The sequence below is a fragment of the Actinocorallia libanotica genome (assembly GCF_039525175.1).
Classification (GTDB): domain Bacteria; phylum Actinomycetota; class Actinomycetes; order Streptosporangiales; family Streptosporangiaceae; genus Actinocorallia; species Actinocorallia libanotica.
On the sequence record NZ_BAAAHH010000023.1, the window covers coordinates 102,538 to 129,335 of the forward strand.

Here is a 26,798-nt window from a genome sequence, read left to right on the forward strand (position 1 = left end):
CTCATCGGGCGGACTCCCCGACGTCGAGCCGCGCCTGCGCGCGCCGGACGGTGATCGGCTCGGCGAGGCGCTGCTCGTCGCAGACGCGCTGCATCCGCTCGATCGTCTCGGCCAGGCCGGGGCCCAGGCGCTCGCCGGGGGTGAACGTCGCGGGCAGCTTCTTCATGCCGTTGATGACGCCGATCGTGTCGTAGTGCACCGCGCCGCCGGGGGTGCACGTGAAGTCCGGCATCCGGTCCAGCACCGCGGCGATCATGATCTTGAAGAGCACGCGTGCCACGTTCGAGCCGATGCACCGGTGGATGCCCAGGCCGAAGCTGTTGTGCCGGTTGCCCTGGCGGTCGAGCCGTACGGTGTGGGGGTCCTCGAAGACCTCGGCGTCGCGGTTGGCCATCGCCCACGACAGCCAGAGCCGGTCGCCCTCCTTGAACTCCGTGCCGTTGATCACGCAGTCCCGGGAGATCGTGCGGCCGTCGCCCTGCGCCGGGGTGAAGAACCGCAGGAACTCCTCCGTGGCGCTGTCCAGCAGCGTCTCCCGCTCCCCGCTCAGCCGCTCCCGCTCGTCCGGGTGCTGCGACAGCCACTCCAGGGAGTGCGCGGTCAGCGCGGTGGTCGTGTCGAAACCGCCGCCGATGATCAGCATGACGACGCCGAAGAGCTCCAGGTCGCCGGGCCGCGCGCCGTTGATCTCGAGGTTGACCAGTTCGTCGACCAGCCCGGGGCGGGGGCTGGTCCGGGCGTCCTGGATGGCCCGCATCATGTGCGCGCCCATCTGGAACTGGAGGTCGCGCACCCGGACGTACTCCGGGGAGTCCATCGGGGTGTAGACCGCGGCGTGGACGGGCTCGCAGTAGATCTCCCAGTCCTTCAACGGCATGCCGAGCATCGCCATGGTGAGCACGGCGGGCACGATGTTGGCCAGGTCGTCCACGAAGTCGACGCGGCCCGACTCGATGACCTCGTCCAGGCAGGCGCGGGTCAGCTCCTCGACGACCGGCTTCCACCGGGCGACCGCCGCCGGCGACAGGTAGGGGTTCAGCGCCTGCCGGTAGTACCGCTGCTCCGGCGGGTCCATCTCCAGGAACCCGCCCTGCAGCCGGGCCCTCCCCTCCAGCGACGGCGGCGGGATGGTGACTCCGGTGTACCCCCGCCTGACGCCCTCGACGTCGTTGTCGTTCGACAGCACGTCGGCGCGCCGCGCGAGGTCGAACAGCTCCTTGTTCCCGCTGGCGAACCAGTGGCCGCCGTGCATGTCGTTCCAGGCGAGCGGGCACCCGGCGTGCAGCTCGTCCGTGATCCGCTCGAACTCCACGCGGTGGCGCGGAGAGAGCCGGTCCAGGCTGATGGCGGGCCTCTTGCGCGCCGCGTCGGCGGCGTCCGTCCGCTCCTCGCTCACGGCGTCCTCCTCCGGCGTCGTCCGGCGGTCCTCTCCGCCCCGCGCGGCTCGTAGAAGTGGTTGTCCGCGTCGAAGATCGGGGGCTGGAGGCCGCGTGACGACATGTCTTCCCTCCATCACAGGTGATGATCGAGAATCGTATTACCGTTATTTGCATAATGGAAGTACCACTCAAGGGCCGGGGGCGGTACCCGGATCCGCCGAGGCGGTGCCGACCAGGCCCGCCCGGCAGAACTCCCACATCCGGTCCGGGTCCGAGACGCCGCCGAACCGCGGCGCGCCCAGGGCGTTGAGCACCGCCGCGCCGACGACCAGCTCGACGAAGACCGCCGCCAGCTGCCGGGGCGGGAGGTCCGAGCGGAGCAGTCCCTGCTCCGCTCCCCGCTCGACCTGCTCGCGGACCACCGCCACCAGCGGGGAGAGCGCGCCGAGATAGGCCTCGGGCCGCTGCCGGGCGAGGCCCGCGTGGTACAGCGCGAGCACCCGGTTCAGCCGGTTCCACGGATCGTCGCCGGTGGAGCCGTGGATGCGGTGCACCAGCACCCGCAGGCCGCCGAGCGCGTCCTCGTCCCCGGCCTCCCGGCGCCACTGGGCCACGGAGTCGGCGATCGTCTCCTCGAGCAGGGCGAGCAGGAGCTCTTCCTTGTTGGCGAAGTACTGGTAGAAGGACCGCAGCGAGGTGCGGGAGCGCTGGACGAGCTCGTGGACCGTGAAGTCGGTGCGGCCGCTCTCCTGCAGCATCTGCGCGGCGGTCACGATGTACCGGCGGCTCCGCGACACCGCCTTCGCGCGGGCGGCCTTGAGCGAGCGTTCGAGGGCGCGGTCCTGCCACGACGCGTCGGGGGCGTCCCGGATCTCGATGGCCTCACCGTCGGACCGTGCCATGCGGCCTCCAGGACCTGCGGGCTTCCGGGCTTCCGGGCTTCCGGCCGGGAGCCGGGCGTTCCCTCTTGATGAAACGTCCATGTACCGGTTAAAGATAACACGGGTACCAGTTGGCGAAAATCTTCCTCTCCCATCTCCTCCCGCCGCCGTCCTTGACAGGACACCAAATGAAATGTGTATTGTCAGCGACCGGTGCCACCGCCCTGGCCGCGCCCCTCCGGCGAGCCCCGCCGCCTCCGCGGCGGCGCCGGTCGCGCGGACGGGCGAACCGCCGGAAGCCCCAGCGGCGGACGGCAGAACGGATGTGCCGAATGGACGATGTACGGCAACCGCAGACGGCTCCGGAAGGCGCTCCCCGCGTCGCGGACATCTGCGGCACCGACCTCTCCGACCCCACGACCTACCTGCCGGGCGCACCGCACGACGCGTTCGACGTCCTGCGCGCCGCCGCGCCGGTGGCCTGGAACGACGAGCGTCCGGTCGCGCACCGGGCGAGCGAGGCCTCCAGCGGGCTGCCCGCCCCGCCGTCCCCGGGCTTCTGGGCGGTCACCTCCCACGCGCTGGTGCACGAGGCCTCCCGGCGGCCGGACGTCTTCTCCTCCCGCCTGGGCGGCGTCCAGCTGTTCAACGCCGACGAGCTCACCCTCGCCGGACTGCGCCTGATGCTGCTCTACATGGACCCGCCGGAGCACTCCCGGATCCGGAAGATCATCTCTCCCGCGTTCTCGCCGCGCGCGGTCGACGCGCTGCGCGCCTCCGTCGGGCGGCACTCCCGCGAGATCGCCGACGGCATCGCCGGGGCCGGGTCGGTCGACCTCGTCACCGCCGTCTCCAAGGAGCTGCCCACCCGGGTGCTCGCCGACCTGCTCGGCATGCCCGAGGCCGACCGCCACCTCATCGTGAAGTGGTCGGACGCGATGATCGGCTTCGAGGACGCCGAGCTCGCCGGCGACCCCGCCGAGGCGGTGGCGTCGTTCGCCGAGGCCGTCGAATACGGCAGGCAGGTGGCGGCGGAGCGCCGCGCGCACCCGTCCGACGACATCATGTCGGCCATCGCGAACGCGGAGATCGACGGCGAGCGGCTCAGCGACGACGACTTCTGCATGTTCTGGATCCTCCTCGTCATCGCGGGCAACGAGACCACCCGCAACTCGCTGTCGGGATCGGTGCTCCTCCTCCAGGAGAACGGCCTGTGGGAAAAGCTCGCCCGCGACGGAGGGCTGACGATGACGGGCATCGACGAACTGGTCCGCCTCGTCTCCCCCGTCATGCAGTTCCGGCGTACGGCGACCCGCGACACCGAGCTCGGCGGGCAGCCCGTCCGCGCGGGCGACAAGGTCGTCATGTGGTACAACGCCGCCAATCGCGACCCCGCGGTGTTCACCGACCCGCACCGCCTCGACCTGACCCGCGACCCCAACCCGCATCTGGCCTTCGGCACCGGTCCCCACTTCTGCCTCGGCACGCGCCTGGCGAAGCTGGAGATCTCCGTCATGCTCGGCGAGCTGCTCGCCCGCTATCCCCGCCTCCGCCTCGACGGCGAGGCCGAGCGCATCACCTCCAGCTTCATCGCCGGCATCGACCACCTGCCGGTCTCCCCGTCATGACCCGACCGCGCACGGAACAGGGGAAGACATGTCCGCAGACCTCGGCGCCGCCGTCCGGGCGCTGCCCCACGCCGCGACCCACCCCGACCGGCCCGCCGTCGTCTGCGACTCCGGGGAGACCCTGACCTACGGCGCGCTCGCCGACCGCGCGTCGCGGCTGGCGGGTGAGCTGCGGCGGCGCGGCCTCCGGGTCGGCGACGTCGTGGCGATCCTCGCGGACAACAGCCCCGCCTACCTGGAGATGGCCTGGGCGTGCCGCCTGGCCGGCCTGTACTACGCCACCGTGAACAGGAGCCTCGGGACCGAGGAGGCCTCCTACATCCTCAACGACTCGGGAGCACGGGCCCTGCTGGCCACGGCGGGCCGCCCGGTCCACACCGCGCTGACGGCCGACCGCGTCCCCGGCGTCGAGCACCGGCTGTTGCGCGGCGGCTCCCACCCCGGCTGGGACGACTACGAGGCGGCGATCGCGGCCGCGCCGTACTTCGCGAGCGACACGGAGTACGAAGGGGACCTCCTGCAGTACTCCTCCGGCACGACCGGCCGTCCGAAGGGCATCAGGCGCCCCCTTCGGACCGCCACCGGGCCGGCCGAGGACTCCTTCACCCTCCTCGTCAGGCTGATCGGCGTGGACCAGGACTCGGTCTATCTCTGTCCCGCGCCGCTCCACCACTCCGCCCCCCTCATCTGGACCATGGCGGCACTGCGGATCGGCGCGACCGTCGTGCTGATGTCCAGGTTCGACCCGCACGACGCGCTGCGGCTCATCGAGGAGCACCGCGTCACGCACGGGCAGTTCGTGCCCACGATGTTCACCCGCATGCTCAAGCTCCCCGAGGACGAGCGGCTCGGCTACGACGTCTCCACCCTGCGGGGCGTCGTGCACGCCGCCGCGCCCTGCCCGGTCGAGGTGAAGCACGCCATGATGCGGTGGTGGGGGCCGATCGTCCACGAGTACTGGTCGTCCTCCGAGGGCGCCGGCTTCACCTTCATCGGCCCCGACGAGTGGCTCGCGCACCCGGGTTCGGTCGGGCGCTCCCTCCTGGGGCCCCTGCACATCTGCGACGACGGCGGCAAGGAGCTGCCCGTCGGCGAGACCGGGGTGATCTGGGCGGAGAACGTGGACTTCGTCTACCTCAACGACCCCCAGAAGGACGCCGAGACGACCAGTCCGCAGGGCTGGCGCAGCGTGGGCGACATCGGGCGGCTCGACGAGGAGGGCTACCTCTACCTGACCGACCGCGCCTCCTTCATGATCATCTCCGGCGGGGTGAACATCTACCCGCAGGAGGCGGAGAACGCCCTCATCGAGCACCCCAAGGTCTACGACGCCGCGGTCCTCGGACTGCCCGACGCCGACCTCGGCGAGGTCGCCGTCGCGGTCGTGCGGCCCGTCGACCCGGCCGAGGCCGGACCCGGGCTCGCCGCCGAGCTGACGGACTGGTGCGCCGCCCGGCTGGCCCGCTACAAGTGCCCGCGCCGCGTCCTGTTCGCCGACGAGCTCCCCCGCTCGGAGACCGGCAAGCTGTTCAAACGCCAATTGCGCGACCGGCTGGTGCGGGAGGCCGCGCAGGAGGGGTGACACCATGGATCTCGCGCTCCGGCCCGAGGACGAGGAACTGGTCGCCGCCCTGGCGGCCCTGCTGGCCAAGGAGTCCTCGACCGACCGCGTCCGCGCGGCCGAGGGACTCGGATTCGACCCCGCGCTGTGGGCGGCGCTCCGGCGGATCGGCGTTCCGGACCTCGCGTCCGGTCCCGACGCCGCCGGGGCGGGTCAGCTCGTACTGATCGCCGAGCAGGCGGGCCGCCACCTGGCCTGCGCCCCGGTCGTGGAGACCCTGGCGGCCGCGCGGCTGCTCGAACGGTGCGGCGGTCCGGTGGCGGACGCGCTCGCGGCGCGGTGCGCGGACGGCGCGATCGCGACTTTGGCCCTGCACCCCCCTGCCGAGGGATGGGCGGAGCTCGTGCCCGCCGGTGCCGTGGCGGAGATCGTCCTGGCCTGCGACGGGGACACGATCACGGCGGTCTCCGCTGGACCGCCGATGGCCGCCGTGCCCAACGTCGGCCATCTGCCTCTGGCCGACCGCGACCTGACGGGCCCCGCCGAAACGGTGGCCGAAGCGCTGCGGGCGGCGTTCGAGGACGCGCGGCGCGACTGGCAGCTGCTGACGGCCGCCCAACTGGTCGGCGTGGCGGCCCGCTCGCTGGAGATCGGCGTCGAGTACGTACGGGAGCGCCGGGTGTTCGGCCGTCCGGTCGGCTCGTTCCAGACCGTCGCGCACAAGCTCGCCGACCACGCGACGGCCGTCGACGGGGCGCGGCTGCTGGTGCGGGAGGCCGCGTGGGCCGTCGACGAGGGAGACCCCCGCGCCGCCGGGCTGGCGGCCATGGCGTTCTGCTTCGCGGCCGAACAGGCCGTCGCCGTCGCGGGCGACAGCCTGCACTTCCACGGCGGCTACGGCTTCACCCTCGAATACGACATCCAGTTGTACTACCGGCACGCCCAGGCCTATCCGCTGGTCTGGGGTTCGGTGCAGCGGGAGTACCAGCGCCTCGCCGACCTGCTCTTCGGCGCGGCCGGACGGGAGGCCGGCTCGTGAACTTCGCCCTGGACGCCGAGAGCGAGGCCTTCCGGGCGGAGGTCGCCGCCTACCTCGACGAGCATCTGACGCCCGAGGTGCGCGAGCGCGTCCGGCGCACCGGCTCGATGCACGACTGGGAGCTGCACCGCGCGCTCGCCCGGCGCGGCTGGCTGGCCGCGGGCTGGCCGAAGGAGTACGGCGGCCAGGGCCGCAGCCCGCTGGAGCTCATGGCGATGCGCGAGGAGCTGAAGAGGCGGCACGCGCCGACCGAGGGCATGGGCATGACGATGCTCGTGGCGCGCACGATCCTGGCCGCGGGGTCGGAGCGGATGCGCGCCGAGGTCATCCCGCGCGCGATCAACGGCGAGATCCTCATCTGCCTCGGCTACACCGAATCCCAGGGCGGCTCGGACATCGCCTCCGCACGCACCCGCGCGGAGCGGGACGGCGACGGCTGGGTCATCGACGGCCAGAAGGTGTTCACCACCCTGGCCGAAGAAGCCCACTACGTCTTCCTCCTCACCCGTACGAATCCCGAGGCCGCCAAGCACCGCGGCCTCACCCTGTTCCTCGTGCCCATGGACACACCCGGCATCGAGATCCACCCCATCGCCACCCTCGGCGGCGAACGCACCAACACCGTCCACTACACCGGCGTCCGGGTGCCCGACAGCGCCCGCGTGGGCGCCGTCGACGGCGGCTGGGACGTCCTCATGACCGCCCTGACCTTCGAGCGCAGCGGGGTCGGCGACGACTCCCGCCTCCTAGAGGAACTCGTCCGGGCGGTGCGGGAGCCCGGCGCGGCGGGCCCGGCGCCGATCGGCGACCCCGTGGCGCGCGAGCGGCTGGCCCGGCTCGCCGTCGAGGTCGAGGTGGCCAAGCTCCTGGGGCGGCGCAGCTGCTGGATCGAGGCGACGGGCGGGACGCCGACGGTCGAGGCGTCGATGCACAAGCTCTTCCACGCCGAGTCCCGGGTGCGGTTCTCGACCGTGATGCTGGACCTCCTCGGCCCTCGGGGCCTGCGCGAGACCGGCGATCCGCGGGCGGTGGCCGGCGGGGCGTTCGCCGAGGAGTTCCGCCACGCGGCCATCCTGTCGATCTGGGGCGGGTCCAGCGAGGTGCAGCGGCGCATCATCGCCGAGCGCGGCCTGGGCCTGCCGCGCCCGGGGTGAGCACGGAGAAGGCGACATGACCGACGACGAGGAGGAACGTCCATGCCCATGACCCTCGGCGGCCGTCCATTCCGGCCGTTCGACGCCGACAACCACTACTACGAGACGCTGGACTCCTTCACCCGGCACCTGGACAAGCGCTTCCGCCGCCGCGGGGTGCAGGTCGTCCGGGCCGACGACCGGCCGATGGTCCTCATCGGCGAGAGGGTCAGCCGGTTCATCCCCAATCCCACTTTCGACCCGGTGCTCGTGCCCGGCGCGCTCGACCCGTACTTCCGCGGCCGCATCCCCGAGGGCGTGGCCCCCGACAGCCTGCGGGTCGTCGAGCCCCTCCACCCCGAGTACCGGGACCGGGACGCGCGCGTCGCCCGGCTGGAGGAGCAGGGGCTCGCCCTCGCCCTGCTCTTCCCCACCCTGGGCTGCGGGGTGGAGGAGGCGCTGCGGCACGACGTCCCCGCCACGATGGCGACGCTGTCGGCGTTCAACCGCTGGCTGGACGAGGACTGGGGCTTCACCTACCAGGACCGCCTCTACGCCGCGCCGATGCTCTCGCTGGCCGACCCCGAGGCCGCGCCGGCGGAGCTGGACTGGGTTCTCGACCGCGGCGCCCGTGTCGTCTGCGTGCGTCCGGCGCCCGTGCCCGGCGCCGACGGCCGGCCCCGCGACCTCGGCCACCCGGCGCACGACCCGGTCTGGGCGCGGCTCGCCGAGGCCGGGGTGCCGGTCGCCTTCCACCTCTCCGACAGCGGCTACACGCTCCTGTCCGGCGCGTGGGGCGGCCCCGCCCACTACGACCCCTTCCACCTCGACCCGCTGACCAAGCTAGTGGTCAGCGACCGCGCCATCCACGACACGATCGGCTCGATGATCGTCCGGGGCGTCTTCGACCGGCACCCGGCCCTGAAGGTCATGAGCATCGAGAACGGCGCGGCCTGGGTGCCGCTGCTGGTCGAGCGGCTGCGGAAGCTGGCCAACCAGCAGCCCCGGCACTTCGCGCACGACCCGGGCGACACGCTGCGCGAGCACGTCCGGGTGGCTCCGTACTTCGAGGACGACGTCGCCGGGCTCATCGCGTGGATCGGCGTCGAGCGCGTGCTGTTCGGTTCCGACTGGCCGCACGGCGAAGGACTCGCCGAGCCGACCGACTACGCCGAGGAGCTCGCGGGACTGGGAGACGACGCGGTCCGCCGGATCATGCGGGACAACCTGGCCGACTGCCTCGGCATGACGGTCGGGGAGCGCGCGTGACGCACCCCGATGAGCCGCCCGTCCTCTACCGTCCGGGAACCACCGCGCGGATCGTCTTCAACCGGCCTCGGGTCAAGAACGCCCTCGACGCCCGGTCCTGGGAGCTGCTGGCCGACGCGCTCGAACGGTTCGAAAAGGACCCCGAGGCCCGCGTCCTCGTGCTCTCCGGCGCGGAGGGGAACTTCTCCTCCGGCGCCGACCTGGGCGGCGGCATCACCGGGTCGGCCGAGCAGGTCTCCGCGAAGATGCGCGAGGTCGCCTCGGTCATCGTCCGGCTGCACACGATGCCCAAACCGACGCTGGCGAAGGTCGACGGGGTGGCCGTCGGCGTGGGGCTGAGCCTCGCGCTCGGCTGCGACCTCGTCGTCGCCTCCGAACGCGCACGCTTCGGCGCGGTGTTCTCCCGGGTCGGCCTCACCCCGGACGGCGGGCTGAGCTGGCTGCTGCCCCGCATCGTCGGACCGCACAAGGCCAAGGAACTCACCCTCTTCGGCCGGATCGTGCACGGGCCCGAGGCCGGCGAGCTCGGCCTCGCCAACCTCGTCGTACCGGCCGGTGAGCTGGATGCGACGGTCGACGACTGGTGCACGCGGCTGGCCGCGTGCGCGCCCGTCGCGGCCTCGGGCACGCTCGAGCTCATCGACGACGCCTGGCACTCCACGTTCACGCAGGCGCTGGAGCACGAAGCGGTGGCGCAGCGGCGTGCGGTGGCGGCGCGGCGTGGAGCGAACGGGGCTATCGGATGAGTGATCTGGTGCGGCGGACCTTTCCTAACGCCTCCGGTAGCGGGTTCGGACGGTCTCTCATCGGGCCGGGCGGGGCGTACCGCGTCGTTGAGGAGGACGTTCTGGGCGAGCGGATGGCCGTGTTCGAGCAACGCGCTACGTCGATCCTCCAGTTGCTGACCGACGCCACGGCGGCGTACCCGGACCGTGAATACCTGGCCGACGACGAGCGCGGGCTGACTTATCGCGAGCATCTGTCGGCCGTGGCCTCCCTCGCGCGGCTTCTCCGCGACGAGTACGGGGTGGCTCCAGGGGACCGGGTGGCGCTGCTCGCCGCCAACTCCATGGAATGGGTGATCGGTTTCTGGGCCGTGCTGGCGGCCGGGGGCGTGGTCGCGGCGATGAACGGCTACTGGAGTGAACCGGAGGTCGACGCGGCGCTCTCCCTCGCGGCGCCGCGCGTCGTGCTGGGCGATGCGCGCAGGCTCGACGTCGTGGCGCGGGTGGCCCCTGATCTGCCGCGTGTGGAGTTCACTCCCGGCCTCTACGCGCGGATCACCGGATCGTCCGCCGACCTGTCGGAGACACCGCCGGCCGCCGAGGACGACGCGGCGTTGCTGATCTTCACCAGTGGGACGACCGGACGCCCGAAAGCCGTCGCGCACAGCCACCGCGCCGTCATCGGGTTCGTGGCCTGCAATCGGTTCAACACGCTGCTGCGCGCCGGGGCGCCGCCCACCGCGCCACCTCCTCCGGCACGGGTCCTGGTCTCCCCTCCCCTCTTCCATCTGTCCGCGCTGTACGGGGCCGTCCTGATGTTCACCGTCTCGGGCGGGCTGCTCATCATGCGCCCCGGGCGGTTCGACGAGGAGCGCACCCTGCGCGCGATCGAGTCCGAGCGGGTGACCGTCTGGCTCTCGGTCGGCAGCGCCGCGCCCCGCGTCGCCGCGCACCCGGCGCGCGGCTCGTACGACCTCTCCAGCCTGGCCGGCGTGGTGGTCGGCGGCGCGCCGATGAGCCCGGCCGTCAGGCGGCTGCTCTGCGAGGCGTTCCCGACCGCCGCGGCGGGCTTCCGGATGGGTTACACCAGCAGCGAAGGGGGGAGCATCGTCGCCAGCATCGGCGGTGCGGACTTCGCCGCGTTCCCCGAGTCGACGGGGCCGCTCCAGGACGGGGTCCAGGTCGCCGTCCGCGACGCCGAGGGCCGCGACCTCCCGTCCGGCGCGGAGGGATTCATCCACGTCCGCAGCCCGTACGTCATGCTCGGCTACTGGAACGACCCGGCGGCCACGGCGGAGGTGCTCGGGCCAGGGCGTTGGCTGGCCATGGGCGACGTCGGACGGATCGAGGACGGCCTGCTCCACGTCGACTCCCGGGCACGAGAGCTGATCTTCGTCTCGGCCGAGAACGTCCATCCGTCCGAGGTGGAGTACCGCCTGGAGGCCCACCCCGACGTGGTGGAGTGCGCCGTCGCCGGGATCGACGACCCCGTCACCGGGCAGGCGGTCAAGGCGTTCGTGGTGCTGCGCGGCGGGGCCTCGGCCGGGGAGCAGGAGCTCGCGGCCTGGTGCCGTACCGCGCTCGCCCCGTACAAGGTGCCGTCCGCCTGGCAGTTGCGTGAGCGGCCGCTGCCCCGCAACGCCGCGGGCAAGGTCCTGCGCGCGTCGCTGGTCACCGAGTCCGTGTCCATGAACCCCTGAGCTGAGGAGAGACCGATGCCGCGTGACATCAGAGAGTTGAAGGACGATCCGCAGGCCTACGCGGACGAGCTGCGGAAGCGCTGGACGGGGCTGCTGAGCTACCGGTACATCGGCCGCAACCACGGCTCGATGAACACCGGCCCGGCCGACGACACCGTGACGCTCCGCCGCGACATGCGCAACACCGCCGGGGGCCTCCTGGTCGCACCGCTGTCGATCAGCGCGCCGGAGGGCAACGTGGGGTCCGACCTCGTGACGGTCCCCAATCCGGTCGTCCACTGCTGCCAGATCCTCGACGACGCGCGCGACGTGAAGCGCATCGAGGTGGTGGATTCCGAGGTCCTCCACTCAGGCACCCGCATGGGTTACAGCCGCTCGAAGATCGTCGACGCGGACGACCACTCCCGTGTCATCGCCTTCACCGAGGGCCAGGGCGTCCGGATCGGCACGCCGCCCGAGGGCCTGCGGAAGATGGACGAGGACCGCCTCGAGATCGCCGACTCCCCCGACCTCCCGCCCCTGTGGCAGGCGTTCGGCGCCTTCCTCCGCGAGGACGGCCACTGGGTCCTGCCGCCGCTCTCCGCGGAGCTCGCCTCACCCGACGCCGCCTTGCACATCGGCCCGCAGCACGTCCTGCTCGAAACGGCCGCGAACGCCCTCGCCGCCGAACTCACCGGTGACGACCGGCTCCAGATGCGCACCTGGCACGTCATGTTCCTCGCCCGCGGCAAGACCGGCCCCTTCCGCGTCGACGGAGAGGCCTTCCACGGCGGCGCCGGAAGGACCGGCGTGCGGCTGACCCTGCACGACGAAGGCGCCGGAGACCGCAGGATCACCTCGGCGTCGGCGATCCTGGAGCACCTCGCATGACTCCCGGCTTCCACCTCTACCTCCCCCAGATGCGCATGCCCGTAGAGGCGATCGTCGAGCGTGCGCTGGCCGCCGAACACGCCGGTTTCGAAGGCATGGCCTTCATGGACCACCACGCCCCGCCGCTGGCGGAGGACCACGACATGTGGGAGGCCATGACGATCGCCGGCTGGGTCCTGGCCCGCACGAACACCCTGCACGCCGGGCACCTGGTGCTGTGCGACGCCTTCCGCCACCCCGCCGTCCTCGCCCGCCAGGCCACCTCGCTCGACCACGCCTCCGGCGGCCGTTTCGAGCTGGGCATCGGCTGGGGTTCCGCTCCACACGAGCTGTCGACGTTCGGCACCGGCCCGTCCACCGCCCCGGACCGTGTCGCCCGCCTGGCCGAATCCCTGGAGATCATGCGAGCACTGTGGGCGGGCGAAACCGTCGACCACCAAGGCGCCCACTTCACCCTGACCGGCGCCCGCCAGCGCCCCCTGCCCACCCGGCGCATCCCCATCACCATCGGCGGCGTCGGCCGCCGCACCCTCGGACTCGTCCGCGCCCACGCCGACTGGTGGAACGTCCCCGTCCACCACCTCGACAAGCTGCCGAAGCTCCGCGACCAGGCAGGCGACGCCCGCATCTCCATCCAAACGATGGTCGCCCTGGTCCCCGACGAACGCGAGCGCGCGAAGGTCACCGCCACCGTCGAACGCCGCTTCCGCGGCACCCTCATGGGCGCGGGCCTCGCCCTGGGCACCGCGGAAGAGCTCACCGCCCGCTTCACCCGCCTGCACGCCGACGGCATCGACCGCTTCTACGTCTGGTTCACCGACTTCGCCCCGCCCGAGACCCTCCACCGCTTCGCAGAAGTCATCACCGCCGTCACCACGTCCCCGGCGAAGTGACCGAAGCCCGCCGAAAGAGAAGAGTCGCTTTCCCGCATCTCCCCCGCATGATGAACTGAAGTCCCCTCGCCACCGGAGGACCTCCCGATGGATCCGATCACGCTCGCGATCGCGGCGGCCGTCGCCACCGGCGTCGCCACCGGAGCGGGTGAGACGGCGGGCGCCGCCCTGGCCACCCTCACCGGCCGCATCCGCGACCGTTTCACGGACCGCCGAGAAGAACTCGAATCCACCGAGACCGCCGCAACGGCGCTCGACGAGGAGTTCGCCCGCGACCCGGAGTTCCAGCGGGAATGCCTGGACCTGTGGCGCCAGGCCGGGGGCGACACCACCAACTCCTTCACCGGCCAGGCCAGGAACGTCATCCAGGCCCGCGACGTCCACGGCGGCATCACCCTCAACTGACGCCCACCGCACCGAAGAACCCGTCCCACGGCCCGTGGAGAGGTCGCGCCTTCGGAGACACGGCCGGGCGGGTGGTCGGCGGTGTTTTGACCTGGAGCGAAAGAGAGACGGGTGTTGCGGTGGGGAGGCCGCGGGCACGGGGAAGGCGAAGGGTGAGGAAAGACCGCTCTCGGTATCCGGGATGCGCAGCCTTTTCGCGTGCGCGGCTGGCTCCTGATCGGTCGGCCGGATACCGGACCGGGAGTCCCCTGCATGACCGCAGTAATGATCATCATGGCCGTGGTCTTCCTGTGGGGTGTGGTCTCGGCCCGCCTGGAAAGGGCGGATCTCACCGCCCCCATCGTCTTCACGGCGGCCGGAGGGCTGCTCGCCGCGACAGGCCTGATCACCGGCCCCTCGGCTCCCGAGGTGCTCCGGCCGCTGGTCGAGTTCACCCTGGTCTGGGTGCTGTTCTCCGACGCCGCGGGCGTCCCGTACCGCGAGCTGCGCTCGGACGCGGGGCTGTACCTTCGCCTGCTGGGCATCGGCCTGCCCCTGACGGTGCTGGCCGGCTGGGGCCTGGCCCTCTGGCTCTTCCCCGGGCTGGGAATCTGGCTCGCCCTGCTGGTGGGCGCGGCCCTGGCACCGACCGACGCCGCGCTGGGGCTGGCCGTGGTGACCAACCGGGTCGTGCCTCCGCGCATCCGGCGGCTGATCACCGTGGAGAGCGGGCTCAACGACGGGATCGCCACGCCCGTGGTCATGTTCGCCCTGGCGGGAGCCGCGTCGGCGGAGGGCGCCGAGGGCGCGCCCGGCCCCGGCGAGGCGCTGGCCGAACTGGGCGTCGGCGCCGTCACCGGCGTCGTCATCGGCCTGGCGGGCGGATTCCTGCTGAACCGGGCGCGCCGCCGGAGATGGGCCGCCGAGGAGTTCACCGGCGTCGCCGTCCTCGCCCTTGCGCTGGTCGCCTACACGGGCTCGGTCGCCCTCCACGGCAACGGCTTCATCGCCGCCTTCTGCGCAGGCCTCGCGTTCGGCGCCACGTCCGGCGAACGAGGCGCCGCCGAACTGGCCTTCCTGAAGCAGACCGAGGACCTGGTGTCCCTGCTGGTGTGGCTGGCCTTCGGCGCCATCGCCATCCCGGTCCTGGCCGGGCGGGCCGACCTGCTCATCCTGCTGTACGGCCTCCTCAGCCTCACCCTCCTGCGCATGCTCCCCGTCGCCCTCTCCACCCTCGGCTCCGGCCTCGACCGCGCCTCCGTGCTCTTCATCGGCTGGTTCGGCCCCCGCGGCCTCGCCTCCCTCGTCTTCGCCCTGCTGGCCCTCGAAACGCTCGGCTCCCAAGCCGACGAGGCCATCGCCGTCATCACCGTCACGGTCCTCCTCAGCGTGCTGGCGCACGGCTTCAGCGCCGGACCTCTCGCCACCCGGTACGGCACGAGAAGTTCGCGTCAGCCGTTCGGACCCGTGTAGCCGTCCGCCGGTGGCCGGGGCCGGCGCGACCACGGCCCCGCCCGGCCGGAGGCCCACACTCCGTTGAGCAGGCGGGCGAGGCTCCGGTTGGTATGCTCGAGCCGGAGAGCGGGACGGGGTGGACGCGGGCGAAGTGGACGCGGGCGGGGTGGAGACGAACTCGGTGCTCGGCAAGGTCGCGGCCGTGCTGTACTCCTTCACCGCCGACGATCACGGGGTGAGCCTCGCCGAGCTGGGGCGGCGGACGGGGATTCCCAAGGGGTCGCTGCACCGGATCGTGGGCGACATGGTCGGGGTGCGGCTGCTGGAGCGGACCGGGGGCGGGTACCGGCTGAGCGGGCAGGTCTTCCAGCTGGGCATGCGGGCCTCGGTGGAGCGGGGGCTGCTGGAGGTCGCGATCCCCTTCATGGAGGATCTGCGCGAGCGGACGCACGAGCTGGTCCACCTCGGGGTGGCCGAGGGGACCGAGGTCGTCTACGTCGCCAAGATCGGCGGGCATCGGCAGGCCGTGTCGCCGTCCCGGATCGGCGGACGGATGCCCCTGTACTGCACGGCGATCGGCAAGGCGCTGCTGGCGGCCTCCCCGCCGGAGCTGCTGGAGCGGGTCCTGGCGGGGGGACTGACCCGCCGGACGCCGCGGACGGTCACCGCGCCGGGGCTGCTGCGGCGGCAGCTGGAACGGGTGGCCGAGACCGGTGTCGCCTTCGAGCTGGAGGAGTCCGCGGTCGGCATCGTCTGCGTGGCGGCGCCGATCCTCGACCCCGCGGACCGGCCCATCGCCGCGGTCAGCGTCACCGGGCCGGTGACGCGCTTCAAGCCCGAGACCCACGCGACCGTGGTGAAGGCCGCCGCGGCGGGCATCGCCGGCACGCTCGCCCGGCGGGCCGCGCTCGTCCAGGGGGACTGAGCCAAGAGGGTTCCACTCAGTGGAACGTGCCGGTGGCCTTACCCCCCTGAGCTGGGCGATCGTGGTGTCATCCACCCGACACGAGGACTGTGATGACACCGAACGACCCCCTGGACCGCGACACGATCACGGCGGTGGCCGCGGCACGCCTGGAGGCCGCGGAATCCACCCGCAAGCCCTGCGCCCCGGTGCGCGACCTGCTCGGCGAGACCGACATCGAGCTCGCCTACGCCGTCCAGCGGCGGCTGACCGAGCACCGGCTCGCCGCCGGCGCGAAGATCGTCGGCCGGAAGATCGGGCTCACCTCGCCCGCGGTGCAGCGGCAGCTGGGCGTCGACCAGCCCGACCTCGGTGTGCTCTTCGACGACATGGACGTCACCGGCCTGGCCGAGGTGCCCAGCGGGCGCCTGCTGCAGCCCAAGGCCGAGGCGGAGGTCGCGTTCGTGCTCGGCGCCGACCTCGACCACGAGATCTCCGGCGTGGACGACGTGCGCGCGGCGGTGTCCTACGCGGTGGCCGCGCTGGAGATCGTCGACAGCCGGATCGCCGACTGGGACATCAAGATCACCGACACGGTCGCCGACAACGGCTCCAGCGCCCTGTACGTGCTGGGCGACGAGAAGCTGACGCTGGACGAGTTCGAGCCCGTCGACGTCGTCATGAAGCTCTACTCCGACGGCGAGCTCGTCTCCGAGGGCGACGGCGCGGCCTGCCTGGGCGACCCGCTGGAGGCCCTGGTCTGGCTGGCCCGTACCGCGCGCGCCTTCGGCGCTCCGCTGCGCGCGGGCCAGGTGGTGCTCTCCGGCGCGCTCGGCCCCATGATCCCCGCTCCCCCCGGCTCGGTGATCCGGATGGAGCTCTCCTCGCTCGGCTCCGTGACCGCGACCTTCTCCCGAGAGGACGACCGATGAACGACGCCAAGAAGACGAAGGTGGCGGTGATCGGTTCCGGCAACATCGGAACCGACCTGATGATCAAGGTGATCCGCCTCTCCAAGACCCTGGAGATGGGGGCGATGGTCGGCATCGACCCCGACTCCGACGGCCTGGCGCGCGCCCGGCGGATGAAGGTGCCCACCACCCACGAGGGCGTCGACGGGCTCATCGCGATGGACGGCTTCGACGAGATCGGCATCGTCTTCGACGCGACCTCGGCCAAGGCGCACGTCGCCAACGCCGCCAAGCTCGCCCCGTACGGCAAGAAGCTCATCGACCTCACCCCCGCGGCGATCGGCCCGTACGTCGTCCCGCCGGTCAACCTCGACCAGCACCTCGAGGACGAGGCCGACAATGTGAACATGGTGACCTGCGGCGGGCAGGCGACGATCCCGATCGTGAACGCCGTCTCCCGCGTCACCCCCGTCGCCTACGCCGAGATCGTCGCGTCCATCTCCTCGCGCTCGGCCGGGCCGGGCACCCGCGCGAACATCGACGAGTTCACCGAGACCACCTCGCAGGCGATCGAGGCCGTCGGCGGCGCGGGCCGCGGCAAGGCCGTCATCATCCTCAACCCGGCGGAACCGCCCATGATCATGCGGGACACCGTCTTCTGCCTGATCGGCGACGCCGACGAGGGCGAGATCCGCGCGTCCGTCGAGAAGATGGTCGGCGAGGTCAGCGCCTACGTGCCGGGCTACCGCCTCAAGCAGGAGGTGCAGTTCACCCCGATCCCGGCGGACGAGCCGACGCACACCCTGCTGCCCGACGGCGGGACAGTCACCGCTGTGACTACCAAGGTATCGGTGTTCCTGGAGGTCGAGGGCGCCGCCCACTACCTCCCCGCCTACGCCGGGAACCTCGACATCATGACCTCCGCCGCCCTCCGCGTCGCCGAGAGCATCGCCGAGCGCTCCTCCGGGGCCGCGTGATGGGCACCGCCGACGAGAACGTGAGTGAGAACATGGACCAGCCGCGCCTGTACATCCAGGACGTCACCCTGCGGGACGGCATGCACGCCGTCCGGCACCGCATCGAACCCGCGGACGTCGCGAAGATCGTGGCCGCGCTCGACGCGGCGGGCGTCGACGCCATCGAGGTCGCCCACGGCGACGGCCTCGCCGGCGGCAGCGTCAACTACGGCCCGGGCAGCCACACCGACTGGGAGTGGATCGAGGCGGCCGCCGCCAACATCCGGAACGCCACGCTCACCACCCTGCTGCTGCCGGGCATCGGCACGGTCGCCGAGCTGAAGCACGCCTACTCCCTGGGCGTGCGCTCCATCCGCATCGCCACGCACTGCACCGAGGCCGACGTCTCCGCCCAGCACATCGCGGCCGCCCGCGACCTGGGCATGGACGTGTCCGGCTTCCTCATGATGAGCCACATGGCGCCCGCGGACGAGCTGGCCAAGCAGGCCAAGCTGATGGAGTCCTACGGCGCGCACTGCGTCTACGTCACCGACTCCGGCGGCCGCCTCACCATGAACGGCGTCCGCGACCGGGTCCGCGCCTACCGCGACATCCTGGACGAGGGCACCCAGATCGGCATCCACGCCCACCAGAACCTCTCCCTGGCCGTCGCGAACTCCGTCGTGGCCGTCGAGGAGGGCGTCACCCGGGTCGACGCCTCCCTGGCCGGGCACGGCGCGGGTGCGGGCAACTGCCCGATCGAGCCGTTCATCGCCGTGGCCTCGCTGCAGGACTGGAAGCACGGCTGCGACCTCTTCGCCCTCCAGGACGCCGCCGACGACCTCGTCCGCCCGCTGCAGGACCGCCCCGTCCAGGTGGACCGGGAGACCCTCACCCTCGGCTACGCCGGCGTCTACTCCAGCTTCCTGCGCCACGCCGAGGCGGCCTCCGCCCGCTACGGCATCGACGTGCGCACCCTGCTCGTCGAGGTCGTCCGCCGCCGCCTCGTCGGCGGCCAGGAGGACATGATCATCGACATCGCCCTCGACCTCCAGGCCCAGGCCCGGGCCTGAGAGCACGCGGGGGGCCGGGGCGGACGCGCGACCGCCCCGGCCCCCCGCGCCGTTTCACGGACTCGTCAGCGGGGGCCGGTCAGGTAGCGGGTGAGCATGTCGACCAGCTCGTTCTCGAACCGGTCGAAATGGGCGGGGTCGTCGCCGGAGACGAAGCGGTGGACGAGGGACTCGATGGCGTTCACCACCAGGCGCGCCGCCATCGCGACGTCGGTGACGCTCACCTGCGGATCGGCGGAGAGGAGCCGCTCGGCCGCGCTGATGCCCTCCCGCTCCGCCTCCTGCAGGTACTCCAGGAGTTCCGGCGGCCTGGGAGCCTGCTCGAACAGCACGCGGTGCAGGGCCGGGTCGTCGCGGTGGTTGTCTATGGCGGCGCGTACGAACAGGCGGAGCCTTCCGTCCAGGGTCTCCGGTAGCGGTCCGTCCTCCAGCCGCCGCCGGATCGACTCGATCCCGGACCGGGCGTGCGCGGCGGCCAGTTCGACCAGGATGGCGTCCTTGTTCGGGAAGTACTGGTAGAGCGAGCCGATCGAGTGCCCCGCGGCCTCGGCGATGCGGTTGGTCGTGCCCGCCGCGTACCCGTGCTCGGCGAAAACGCGAGCAGCCGCCGCCAGCAGCCGTTCGCGGGTCTCCACCGCCCGCAGCTGACCCGGCCGCTTCCTGGGCCGCAGCCGCCTGTCCGTCACGTCGCGACCTTTCGTCAAAAGCGAGTAGCCAGGAAAACGAGCAATTGCTCACAATCGAGATGCGGCAAGCCTACGCCGCCCCCTTCTTCTCCCGGAGGTTCTCGTGACCGTGGCCGCTCTCGTCCTCTACGCCGTCTGGGCGGTGCTGGCCTTCGGGCTGCGCGCCTGGATCCAGTGGCGCCGCACCGGCGACACCGGTCTCCGCGGCATCGGCTCGTCCCCCGGCAGCGCGCGCTGGTGGGCGGGGCTGCTGGTCGCGGCGGGGCTGCTCGTCTGCGCCGCCGGCGCGGTCGCGGCGGCCGCCGGAGCCGAGCCCCTCCCCGTACTGGACCACGCGCCGGTGCGGTCCGGCGGTCTGGTCCTGGCGCTCGCCGGGGTGGCGGCCACGGTCGCCGCCCAGCTGGCGATGGGCGCCTCCTGGCGGGTCGGCGTCCAGGTCGACGAGCGCACCGAGCTCGTCACGGACGGCGTGTTCGGCCTCGTCCGCAATCCGATCTACACCGCGATGATCGCCACCCTCGCGGGCCTGGTGGCGATGGGCCCCAACCCCGTTTCGGTGTGCGGGCTGGTCCTCAGCGTCATCGCCCTCGAACTCCAGGTGCGCGCCGTCGAAGAGCCCTACCTCCGGCGCACCCACGGCGACGCCTACCGGCGCTACGCCGCCGCCGTCGGCCGTTTCGTCCCCGCGATCGGCCGCACCGGTCCGAACTGAGCGGGGCAGGGCGTGGAGGCCGGGGGCCTCCACGCCGTTCCGTCAGCCCGGAGATGTTCCCGGCGCCCCGTCTCCGTCGCCGTACCAGTTGTCGAGGGCCAGGTCGAGAGCGGCCAGATCGGGGTGGTCGAGGAGCCCGTCGAGGCGGTCCCGCCCCTTGTCCTCCTGGAGCGCGAGCTGCCGCATCCTCGCGTTCACGACCCGTACGACGTCACCGGTGGTGCGGTGCCACAGTTCGGCGATCTCCTTCATCCGCGCCGCTTCTTCATCCCTCATACCACGCATACCTACCCGTTCCAGCGCCTCCGCACCCCCGGGGGAAGGCTCGGTGACCCACGTCACCCAATTTCCTACTAATCAGGTTTGTAAAACACACTCCTCTGGCACTAGCCTCCTCTGTCATCAGGGAGTATTTTCTCCGAAGATCCGGCAAAAGTGAGGCGGTGGCCGTGTCCGAACCCGGGGTGCTGGAGCTGGTCCGGCGGGGGCACGAGGAGCGCGTGCTGCGGCTCCTGGGCGAGCACGGGGCATTGAGCCGCAAGCGGCTGGAGACGTTGTCGGGGCTGTCGCGGTCGACGCTCTCGGACATCGTCGGAGCGCTGCAGGCGCGCGGCGCCGTCGTCGCCTCCACCCCGGAGGCCGGCAGGCGAGGTCCCGGACGGCCCGCCGAAGTGCTCACGCTGAACCCGAAGGCGGGCCAGACCGTCGGAATGGACTTCGGGCACCAGCGCGTGCACGTGGCGGTGGCGAACGCGGCACAGGAGGTCGTCGGCACCGCGACCCGCGGATACGCCCGCACCACCTCATGGGCGCGGCGGCTGGAGCTCGCATGCGCGCTCGTCGACTCCCTGCGGGCCGACCTCGGCGCACTGCAGGGCGTCGGCGTCGGGGTGACCGGCGCCGGCGACGCGCGGAAGCAGCACGCGGAGGCCGTCGTCGAGCACCTCGCCGAGCGGTGGAACGTCCCCGTGCTGATCGACAACAACACCCGCCTGGCGGCGCTGGCCGAGATGCTGCGCGGGGCCGGGAGCGGCTGCTCCGACGTGGTCTACATCCGGCTGTCGCACGGCATCGGCGGCGGCATCGTCGTCGGAGGGCGGCTGCTGCGCGGCGCGCTCGGCACCGCCGGGGAGATCGGGCACATCCCCGTCCCGGACGGCCCCGACGCGCGGCCCTGCTCCTGCGGCGGCCGCGGCTGCCTGGAGACCTACGCCGCCATCCCGGCGCTCCTGCGCGACGGCGGCCTGCCCGACCTTCCCGCGGCCCTCGCCGCGCTGGAGGGCGGCGACCCCGCCGTCCGCGCCGTCTTCGACCGGGCCGGACGGGCGCTGGGCATGGCCCTGGCCGGGGTCTGCGCCACCCTCAGCCCGGAACGGATCATCGTCGCCGGCGAGGTGGCGCCCGCGGTGCTGGAGACCGCCGAGGCCGCCCTGCACCGCCACCTTCCCCCCGCCCTCCACCACGGCCTGAGGCTGCACCCCGCGAGCCTCGGCGACGAGGTCGGCGCGCTCGGCGCCCTCGCCCTCGTGGCCCACGAATCACCGCTGCTCAGCGGCTACCCCGACCCCAGCCGAAAGGACGGATCATGACGACCGCCGTACTGCCCGTGTTCGACCCCGAGCGGGGCACCACCGTGCTGAGGCCCGAACGCGACGAACCCGGCTACTGGGTGGGCTGCGCCAGCGTGCTGGCCGAGGACGGCCGCTACCTGCTCACCTACCGGCAGCGCCGCCCGCGCGGCGAGGCCGCCACCGAGCGCGGCTGGCGCTGCGCCGTCGCCGTCAGCGAGAACGGCCTGGACTTCCAGGACGTGTGGAGCGTCGAGAAAGGCGAGCTCGGCACCTCCTCCATGGAGCGGTTCTGCCTGCACCGCCGCGCCGACGGCACCTACCAGCTCTACATCAGCTACGTGGACCCGGCCGACAACCGGTGGCGGATCGACGTGCTGGAGGCCGCCTCCCCCGAAGCCTTCGACGTCGCGGCCCGCCGCCCCGTCTTCACCGCCGCCGCCACCGGCACCGAGGGCGTCAAGGACCCGCGGGTCGTGCGGACCTCCGACGGGCGGCTGGTCATGCTGATCAGCGCCGCCGAGGGCACCTTCGCCGAGGGCGAGCGCGACCTGGCGCACGGCACCGCCGACATCTACAACACCGGCCTGTCCCGCTCGGTGTCCGCGCTGGCGGTCAGCCCCGACGACGGCGCCACCTGGGAGTGGCAGGGCGTCGTCCTGCGGCCCGGCGACGGCTGGGACAGCTGGGCCGCGCGCCTCAACAGCCTGGTCGAGACCCCCGAGGGGTTCTACGGCTTCTACGACGGCGAGTCCGACCACACCCGCAACTACGAGGAGAAGACCGGCTTCGTCTTCTCCCGCGACCTCCTGTCCTGGGAGCGCCTCACGCCCGACGGCCCCGCCGTCGTCGCGCCGTCGGGCACCGGCTCCGTCCGGTACGTCGACGCCGTTCCCGAGCACGGCGGCCTGCGCCTGTACTACGAGATCACCCGCGCCGACGGCGCCCACGAGCTGCGCACCCTCACGATCGGGATCCCCGGGTGAGCGTCGCCGCGCCGCCCGTGACGAAGGAGCGGCCGAGGAGCGCCGTCCGCGCGCCCCGGCCGCGCCGCGCCCTGCTGCTGCTCAACGCCGTCTCGATCGCGCTGGGCATCGGGCTCTGGTGGGTCCTGTCGGTCAACGGCTTCCAGTTCCCGACCCCGCCGGAGGTCGCCGTCCGCGCCTGGGAGCTGCTGGCGGACGGCACCCTCCAGGCCGACGTCCTGGCGTCCCTGCGGCGGGTCCTCACCGGCTTCCTCCTCGGCTCGCTCGCCGCGGTCGCCGTCGGGTTCCTCATGGGCTGGTACACCGCCGGACGCGGCCTGTTCGAACCGTGGATCCAGTTCTTCCGGACCATCCCGCCGCTGGCGATGCTGCCGCTGGTGCTGGTGATGCTGGGCATCGGCGAGACCCCGAAGATCTTCGTCATCTTCCTCGCCGCGTTCCTGGCCTGCGTCATCTCCACCTACCAGGGCGTCGTCGACGTCGACAGGACGATGATCGACGCGGCGCGGGTGCTCGGCGCCAAGGACGCGGCGATCTTCCTGCGGGTGGTCGTCCCGGCCTCCACGCCGTTCATCCTGGTCGGCATGCGCGTCGGCCTCGGCTCGGCCTGGGCGACGCTGGTGGCCTCGGAGCTGCTCGCCGCCCAGGAGGGCCTGGGCTACCGGATGCAGAACGCCCAGCTCTACTACGACCTTCCGACGATCTTCGTCGGCGTGATCGCGATCGGCCTCCTCGGCCTGTTCATGGACAAGCTCCTGCAGCTGGCGGGCGGCAGGCTCACCCGCTGGCAGGAGACACGATGAGCGGCCCCAAGATCCTCGTCCGGGACGTCAGCAAGGTCTTCCCCCCGGCCGGCGGCGGGAACGGGGCCTTCACCGCGCTCGGCGGGGTCTCCCTGGAGATCGCCGACAACGAGTTCGTGACGGTCGTCGGGCCGTCCGGCTGCGGCAAGAGCACCCTGCTGAACATCCTGGCCGGACTGGAGACGCCCAGCGGGGGCGAGGCGCTCGTCGACGGGAAGGCCGTCGACGGGCCCGGCCCCGAACGCGGCGTCATCTTCCAGCAGTACGCGCTGTTCCCGTGGCTGAGCGTCCGGGAGAACGTCGAGTTCGGCATGCGCTCCACCGGGGTGCCCAAGAAGGAGCGCCGCGAGCGCGCCGAGCACTTCATCCGGCTGGTCGGCCTGGAGCGGTTCGCGGACGCGCTGCCCAAGACGCTGTCCGGCGGCATGAAGCAGCGCTGCGCGATCGCCCGCGCCTACGCGGTGAACCCCTCGATCCTGCTCATGGACGAGCCGTTCGGCGCCCTGGACGCCCTCACCCGGGTCCGGCTCCAGGAGCAGCTGCTGCAGACCTGGAGCAGCGACCGGCGCACCGTCCTGTTCATCACCCACGACGTCGACGAGGCGGTGTTCCTGGCGGGCCGCGTCATCGTGATGGCGGCGCGGCCCGGCCGGATCCACGACGTCATCGACGTCGACCTGCCCTACCCGCGGACCGAGGAGGTCCGGCTCAGCCCCGAGTTCGGGAAGCTGCGCAACGAGGTGTGGCAGGCCGTCTACCACCAGGACCACTGAGACCCCTCCCTCCGATGCAAGGAAAGACCGACATGAAGCTCAGCAGAAGATCCTTCGGTGCCGTCGCGGCCGCGCTGGCCCTGTCCGCGGGCCTGGGCGCCTGCGGATCCTCCGACGAGGGCGCAGGCGGCACCGACAAGGTGAACTTCGGCTACATCGCCGACTACAACGGCGCCTCCCTCCTCGCCGTCGCCGACGACCAGGGCCTGTGGAAGAAGCACGGGCTGACGGCCGAGAAGAAGGTCTTCACCAACGGGCCGCTGCAGATCCAGGCCCTGGGCACCGGCGACCTGGACTTCGGCTACATCGGCCCGGGCGCCATGTGGCTGCCCGCCTCCGGCAAGGCCAAGATCGTCGCCATCAACTCGCTCGGCAACGCCGACCGCGTCGTCGCCCAGCCCGGCATCACCTCGATCGAGCAGCTCAAGGGCAAAAAGGTCGCCGTGCCCGAGGGCACCTCCGGCGACATGATCCTCACCCTGGCGCTGCAGAAGGCCGGCCTGGACAAGAAGGACGTCGAGGTCGTCCCGCTGGAGCCCGCCGCGATCGTCTCGGCCGTCTCCTCCAAGCAGGTCGACGCCGCGGGCTTCTGGTACCCGGCCATCTCGACGATCAAGCAGCAGGTCCCGGACCTGGTCGAGCTCGCCAAGAACGAGGACTTCGCCGACACCGTCTCCTTCCCGACGGCGTTCGTCGCGGGCAACGACGTCGTCGCCGGGGAGAAGGACAAGGCCGAGAAGGTCACGGCCGTGCTCCGCGAGGCGATCCAGTACCGCTACGACAACCCCGACAAGACCGTCGAACTGACCGCCGAGCTGCTGAAGGTCCCCGCCGACCAGGTGAAGGCCGACGCGGCGAACTCCAAGGCGCTGCCGCTGAGCGACCTGGACACGTACACCGCCGACGGCACCATCGTGAAGTGGCTGAACGGGATGAACGACTACTTCCTCGGCGCCGGGAAGCTCACCGAGAAGACCGACCCGGCCACCTACTACACCGGCGACCTGTTCACGGCGGCCGGCAAGTGACACAGCGCACCAACGTCCTCTTCCTGATGACCGACCAGCACCGGGTGGACACCCTCGGCGCCTACGGGAACCAGGCGGCGGCGACGCCCGTCCTCGACGAACTGGCGAGGACGGGCACCCGGTTCGACCGCTGGTACACGCCGACGGCGATCTGCACGCCCGCCCGGGCGAGCCTCCTCACCGGGCAGGCACCGTTCCGGCACAAGCTGCTGGCCAACCACGAACGCAACGTCGGCTACATCGAGGACCTCCCCGCGGAGCAGTTCGCCTTCCCGCAGGCGCTGCGCGCGGCCGGATACCGCTGCGGCCTCATCGGCAAGTGGCATGCCGGGCACCACCGCAACGCCGCCGACTTCGGCTTCGACGGCCCGGACCTGCCCGGCTGGCACAACCCCGTCGACCACCCCGACTACCTGGCCTACCTGGCCGAACGCGACCTGCCGCCGTACGAGATCAGCGGCCACATCCGCGGCGCCCTGCCCAACGGCGGGCCGGGCAACCTGCTCGCAGCCCGGCTGCACCAGCCCGTCGAGGCGACATTCGAGCACTACCTGGCGACCCGCGCCATCGAGCAGCTCGAACGCTACGCCGCGGACGGAGAGCCCTTCTTCCTGCAGCTCAACTTCTTCGGCCCGCACCTGCCGTACATCCTGCCCGACTCCTACTTCGACCTCTTCGACCCCGAAAAGGTCGAGCTGCCGAAGTCGATCGCGGAGACCTTCCACGGCAAACCGCCCGTGCAGCGCAACTACAGCGCGCACTGGGCGTTCGACACCATGCCGATCGAGGACACCCGCAAGCTCATCGCCGTCTACCAGGGATACGTCGCGCTCATCGACGCCGAGATCGGCCGCGTGATGGAGGCGATGGACCGGCTCGGCCTCACCGACGAGACCGCCGTCTTCTTCACCAGCGACCACGGCGAGTTCACCGGCGCGCACCGCCTCCACGACAAGGGGCCGGCGATGTACGAGGACATCTACCGCACCGCCGGCCTGCTCCGCGTCCCCGGACGGCCCCCCGGCGTCGTCCGCGACGAGTTCGTCAGCCTCCTGGACTGCACGGCGACGATCCTGGAACTGGCGGGCCTCGACCCGTCCCCCGCCGTCGACTCGCGCAGCCTCCTCCCCCTGACCACGGGCGAGCCGGTGCCGTGGCAGGAGGACATCGTCTGCGAGTTCCACGGGCACCACTTCCCGTACGCGCAGCGCATGCTCCGCGAGGAAAGGTACAAGCTCGTCATCAACCCCGACTCGGTGAACGAGCTGTACGACCTGGCCACCGACCCCGACGAGCTGCTGAACGTCTACGAGCACCCGGAGCTGGCGCCCGTCCGCAAGCGCATGACAGCCCGCCTCTACACGCTGCTCCGCGAGCGCGGCGACAACTTCCACCACTGGATGACCACGATGTACGACATCGGCGAGGTCACCTACGACCCGACCCTCAGCGGTCTCGACAAGGACACCTACTGACGGGCG

Annotated in this window: 26 protein-coding genes; 22 read left to right on the forward strand and 4 right to left on the reverse strand. The window is 72.0% G+C overall.

Translation table 11 applies throughout. From position 1 onward, the window contains the following. Window position 1: 1 nt before the first annotated feature. Window positions 2–1,396: a cytochrome P450 gene (locus tag ABD140_RS25240; protein WP_344243457.1), complete on the reverse strand. Its 1,395-nt coding sequence runs from the start codon at window positions 1,394–1,396 to the stop codon at window positions 2–4. Between the two features lie 171 nt (window positions 1,397–1,567). Next, entirely contained in the window at window positions 1,568–2,281 is a 714-nt protein-coding gene (locus ABD140_RS25245) for a TetR/AcrR family transcriptional regulator (protein WP_344243458.1), read from the reverse strand. Window positions 2,282–2,592: 311 nt separating this feature from the next. Between ABD140_RS25245 and ABD140_RS25250 the strand changes: the two genes are divergently transcribed. The 15 genes from ABD140_RS25250 (at window position 2,593) to dmpG (ending at window position 18,761) form a co-directional block, all read left to right on the forward strand. Further along, window positions 2,593–3,888, forward strand: a complete 1,296-nt coding sequence (locus ABD140_RS25250) for a cytochrome P450 (protein WP_344243459.1) — start codon at window positions 2,593–2,595, stop codon at window positions 3,886–3,888. Between the two features lie 28 nt (window positions 3,889–3,916). Continuing rightward, complete coding sequence (locus tag ABD140_RS25255; protein ID WP_344243460.1) at window positions 3,917–5,470, forward strand: AMP-binding protein; 1,554 nt, start codon at window positions 3,917–3,919, stop codon at window positions 5,468–5,470. 4 nt (window positions 5,471–5,474) lie between these two features. Next, window positions 5,475–6,488 carry an acyl-CoA dehydrogenase family protein gene (locus ABD140_RS25260; protein WP_344243461.1) on the forward strand — a complete coding sequence of 338 codons (1,014 nt, stop codon included), beginning with the start codon at window positions 5,475–5,477 and terminating at the stop codon, window positions 6,486–6,488. Beyond that, complete coding sequence (locus ABD140_RS25265; protein ID WP_344243462.1) at window positions 6,485–7,642, forward strand: acyl-CoA dehydrogenase family protein; 1,158 nt, start codon at window positions 6,485–6,487, stop codon at window positions 7,640–7,642. Before ABD140_RS25260 ends, ABD140_RS25265 begins: the two co-directional genes overlap by 4 nt. Before the next feature lie 42 nt (window positions 7,643–7,684). After that, entirely contained in the window at window positions 7,685–8,890 is a 1,206-nt protein-coding gene (locus tag ABD140_RS25270) for an amidohydrolase family protein (RefSeq protein WP_344243463.1), read from the forward strand. Continuing rightward, a complete protein-coding gene (locus ABD140_RS25275; protein ID WP_344243464.1) occupies window positions 8,887–9,636 on the forward strand; it encodes an enoyl-CoA hydratase/isomerase family protein in 750 nt (249 codons plus the stop codon). The genes ABD140_RS25270 and ABD140_RS25275 overlap by 4 nt, the downstream gene beginning before the upstream one ends. After that, a complete protein-coding gene (locus ABD140_RS25280) occupies window positions 9,633–11,315 on the forward strand; it encodes a class I adenylate-forming enzyme family protein (RefSeq protein WP_344243465.1) in 1,683 nt (560 codons plus the stop codon). Before ABD140_RS25275 ends, ABD140_RS25280 begins: the two co-directional genes overlap by 4 nt. A gap of 15 nt (window positions 11,316–11,330) precedes the next feature. Next, window positions 11,331–12,185 carry a hypothetical protein gene (locus ABD140_RS25285; RefSeq protein ID WP_344243466.1) on the forward strand — a complete coding sequence of 285 codons (855 nt, stop codon included), beginning with the start codon at window positions 11,331–11,333 and terminating at the stop codon, window positions 12,183–12,185. Further along, window positions 12,182–13,078 (forward strand): LLM class flavin-dependent oxidoreductase, encoded by an 897-nt coding sequence (locus ABD140_RS25290; RefSeq protein ID WP_344243467.1) that lies wholly within the window; start codon window positions 12,182–12,184, stop codon window positions 13,076–13,078. Before ABD140_RS25285 ends, ABD140_RS25290 begins: the two co-directional genes overlap by 4 nt. Window positions 13,079–13,165: 87 nt before the next feature. Then, window positions 13,166–13,483, forward strand: a complete 318-nt coding sequence (locus ABD140_RS25295) for a hypothetical protein (RefSeq protein WP_344243468.1) — start codon at window positions 13,166–13,168, stop codon at window positions 13,481–13,483. Window positions 13,484–13,735: 252 nt separating this feature from the next. Further along, the gene (locus ABD140_RS25300; RefSeq protein ID WP_344243469.1) at window positions 13,736–14,935 is read left to right on the forward strand and encodes a cation:proton antiporter domain-containing protein; all 1,200 of its coding nucleotides are present in this window, start codon (window positions 13,736–13,738) and stop codon (window positions 14,933–14,935) included. A gap of 118 nt (window positions 14,936–15,053) precedes the next feature. After that, entirely contained in the window at window positions 15,054–15,842 is a 789-nt protein-coding gene (locus ABD140_RS25305; protein ID WP_344243470.1) for an IclR family transcriptional regulator, read from the forward strand. A 92-nt stretch (window positions 15,843–15,934) separates the two neighbouring features. Beyond that, complete coding sequence (locus tag ABD140_RS25310) at window positions 15,935–16,753, forward strand: 2-keto-4-pentenoate hydratase (protein WP_344243471.1); 819 nt, start codon at window positions 15,935–15,937, stop codon at window positions 16,751–16,753. Further along, complete coding sequence (locus tag ABD140_RS25315) at window positions 16,750–17,709, forward strand: acetaldehyde dehydrogenase (acetylating) (RefSeq protein WP_344243472.1); 960 nt, start codon at window positions 16,750–16,752, stop codon at window positions 17,707–17,709. The genes ABD140_RS25310 and ABD140_RS25315 overlap by 4 nt, the downstream gene beginning before the upstream one ends. A 20-nt stretch (window positions 17,710–17,729) precedes the next feature. Beyond that, window positions 17,730–18,761 carry a 4-hydroxy-2-oxovalerate aldolase gene (gene dmpG / locus ABD140_RS25320; protein ID WP_425544148.1) on the forward strand — a complete coding sequence of 344 codons (1,032 nt, stop codon included), beginning with the start codon at window positions 17,730–17,732 and terminating at the stop codon, window positions 18,759–18,761. Between the two features lie 65 nt (window positions 18,762–18,826). Here dmpG and ABD140_RS25325 read toward each other — a convergent pair whose 3' ends face one another. Further along, the gene (locus tag ABD140_RS25325; protein ID WP_344243473.1) at window positions 18,827–19,447 is read right to left on the reverse strand and encodes a TetR/AcrR family transcriptional regulator; all 621 of its coding nucleotides are present in this window, start codon (window positions 19,445–19,447) and stop codon (window positions 18,827–18,829) included. A gap of 103 nt (window positions 19,448–19,550) precedes the next feature. Here ABD140_RS25325 and ABD140_RS25330 point away from each other — a divergent pair, with 103 nt between their 5' ends. Then, on the forward strand, window positions 19,551–20,159 hold the full coding sequence (locus ABD140_RS25330; RefSeq protein WP_344243474.1) for a methyltransferase family protein: 609 nt from the start codon (window positions 19,551–19,553) through the stop codon (window positions 20,157–20,159). Between the two features lie 42 nt (window positions 20,160–20,201). On the opposite strand, the gene ABD140_RS25335 is transcribed toward ABD140_RS25330, so the two are convergent. Next, on the reverse strand, window positions 20,202–20,435 hold the full coding sequence (locus ABD140_RS25335) for a hypothetical protein (protein WP_344243475.1): 234 nt from the start codon (window positions 20,433–20,435) through the stop codon (window positions 20,202–20,204). 173 nt (window positions 20,436–20,608) lie between these two features. Between ABD140_RS25335 and ABD140_RS25340 the strand changes: the two genes are divergently transcribed. From ABD140_RS25340 to ABD140_RS25365, 6 genes are read left to right on the forward strand one after another with little or no spacing between them, the layout of a single operon-like run. After that, window positions 20,609–21,748 carry an ROK family transcriptional regulator gene (locus ABD140_RS25340; protein ID WP_344243476.1) on the forward strand — a complete coding sequence of 380 codons (1,140 nt, stop codon included), beginning with the start codon at window positions 20,609–20,611 and terminating at the stop codon, window positions 21,746–21,748. Then, the gene (locus tag ABD140_RS25345; RefSeq protein WP_344243477.1) at window positions 21,745–22,713 is read left to right on the forward strand and encodes a hypothetical protein; all 969 of its coding nucleotides are present in this window, start codon (window positions 21,745–21,747) and stop codon (window positions 22,711–22,713) included. Before ABD140_RS25340 ends, ABD140_RS25345 begins: the two co-directional genes overlap by 4 nt. Beyond that, window positions 22,710–23,516, forward strand: a complete 807-nt coding sequence (locus tag ABD140_RS25350; RefSeq protein WP_344243478.1) for an ABC transporter permease — start codon at window positions 22,710–22,712, stop codon at window positions 23,514–23,516. The genes ABD140_RS25345 and ABD140_RS25350 overlap by 4 nt, the downstream gene beginning before the upstream one ends. After that, window positions 23,513–24,289, forward strand: coding sequence for an ABC transporter ATP-binding protein (locus tag ABD140_RS25355; protein WP_344243479.1), 777 nt, complete (start codon window positions 23,513–23,515; stop codon window positions 24,287–24,289). Before ABD140_RS25350 ends, ABD140_RS25355 begins: the two co-directional genes overlap by 4 nt. A 32-nt stretch (window positions 24,290–24,321) precedes the next feature. Next, the gene (locus ABD140_RS25360; protein WP_344243480.1) at window positions 24,322–25,317 is read left to right on the forward strand and encodes an aliphatic sulfonate ABC transporter substrate-binding protein; all 996 of its coding nucleotides are present in this window, start codon (window positions 24,322–24,324) and stop codon (window positions 25,315–25,317) included. After that, entirely contained in the window at window positions 25,314–26,792 is a 1,479-nt protein-coding gene (locus ABD140_RS25365; RefSeq protein WP_344243481.1) for a sulfatase family protein, read from the forward strand. The genes ABD140_RS25360 and ABD140_RS25365 overlap by 4 nt, the downstream gene beginning before the upstream one ends. Window positions 26,793–26,798 lie beyond the last annotated feature (6 nt).

Bases quoted from the DNA above. Each gene is read 5' to 3' on its own strand.
- ABD140_RS25300 (WP_344243469.1), top strand. From the start codon at position 13,736: ATGACCGCAGTAATGATCATCATGGCCGTGGTCTTCCTGTGGGGTGTG.
- ABD140_RS25250 (WP_344243459.1), top strand. From the start codon at position 2,593: ATGGACGATGTACGGCAACCGCAGACGGCTCCGGAAGGCGCTCCCCGC.
- ABD140_RS25345 (WP_344243477.1), top strand. From the start codon at position 21,745: ATGACGACCGCCGTACTGCCCGTGTTCGACCCCGAGCGGGGCACCACC.
- ABD140_RS25335 (WP_344243475.1), bottom strand. From the start codon at position 20,435: ATGAGGGATGAAGAAGCGGCGCGGATGAAGGAGATCGCCGAACTGTGG.
- ABD140_RS25360 (WP_344243480.1), top strand. From the start codon at position 24,322: ATGAAGCTCAGCAGAAGATCCTTCGGTGCCGTCGCGGCCGCGCTGGCC.
- ABD140_RS25295 (WP_344243468.1), top strand. From the start codon at position 13,166: ATGGATCCGATCACGCTCGCGATCGCGGCGGCCGTCGCCACCGGCGTC.
- ABD140_RS25285 (WP_344243466.1), top strand. From the start codon at position 11,331: ATGCCGCGTGACATCAGAGAGTTGAAGGACGATCCGCAGGCCTACGCG.
- ABD140_RS25245 (WP_344243458.1), bottom strand. From the start codon at position 2,281: ATGGCACGGTCCGACGGTGAGGCCATCGAGATCCGGGACGCCCCCGAC.
- ABD140_RS25270 (WP_344243463.1), top strand. From the start codon at position 7,685: ATGCCCATGACCCTCGGCGGCCGTCCATTCCGGCCGTTCGACGCCGAC.
- ABD140_RS25260 (WP_344243461.1), top strand. From the start codon at position 5,475: ATGGATCTCGCGCTCCGGCCCGAGGACGAGGAACTGGTCGCCGCCCTG.
- ABD140_RS25310 (WP_344243471.1), top strand. From the start codon at position 15,935: ATGACACCGAACGACCCCCTGGACCGCGACACGATCACGGCGGTGGCC.
- ABD140_RS25355 (WP_344243479.1), top strand. From the start codon at position 23,513: ATGAGCGGCCCCAAGATCCTCGTCCGGGACGTCAGCAAGGTCTTCCCC.
- ABD140_RS25315 (WP_344243472.1), top strand. From the start codon at position 16,750: ATGAACGACGCCAAGAAGACGAAGGTGGCGGTGATCGGTTCCGGCAAC.
- ABD140_RS25290 (WP_344243467.1), top strand. From the start codon at position 12,182: ATGACTCCCGGCTTCCACCTCTACCTCCCCCAGATGCGCATGCCCGTA.
- ABD140_RS25280 (WP_344243465.1), top strand. From the start codon at position 9,633: ATGAGTGATCTGGTGCGGCGGACCTTTCCTAACGCCTCCGGTAGCGGG.
- ABD140_RS25255 (WP_344243460.1), top strand. From the start codon at position 3,917: ATGTCCGCAGACCTCGGCGCCGCCGTCCGGGCGCTGCCCCACGCCGCG.